The 258-nt window shown below is 44.2% G+C and carries 1 protein-coding gene; it reads right to left on the bottom strand.

Features of this window, described 5'->3' with window-relative positions; translation table 11 throughout:
• Positions 1–258 (bottom strand): aromatic amino acid lyase (locus ACG9ZB_RS17525; RefSeq protein WP_419326874.1); only part of this gene is annotated, 258 nt, incomplete at both ends.

Genomic DNA, 258 nt, shown 5'->3' with positions numbered 1-258 from the left:
GTCCATCATCATCGAAATACGACGTTCAGACAGTGAACCAATTTCTGCAATTGCCAATGCTAAATTGTCGGCCGCCATTGCAACAGGTTCTGCATGGAAGTTACCACCAGAAATCACGTCACCTTGTTCAGCAAACACAAGCGGGTTATCAGATACAGCATTTGCTTCAATTTCTAATACTTCAGCAGCCTGACGGATTTGAGTTAAACATGCACCCATCACCTGTGGTTGGCAACGTAAAGAATATGGGTCTTGAAC

Source organism: Acinetobacter johnsonii (genome assembly GCF_048551975.1).
GTDB lineage: Bacteria > Pseudomonadota > Gammaproteobacteria > Pseudomonadales > Moraxellaceae > Acinetobacter > Acinetobacter johnsonii_A.
Note: the sequence above shows the minus strand (reverse complement) of the source record. Positions and strands in the feature narration are given on the sequence as shown.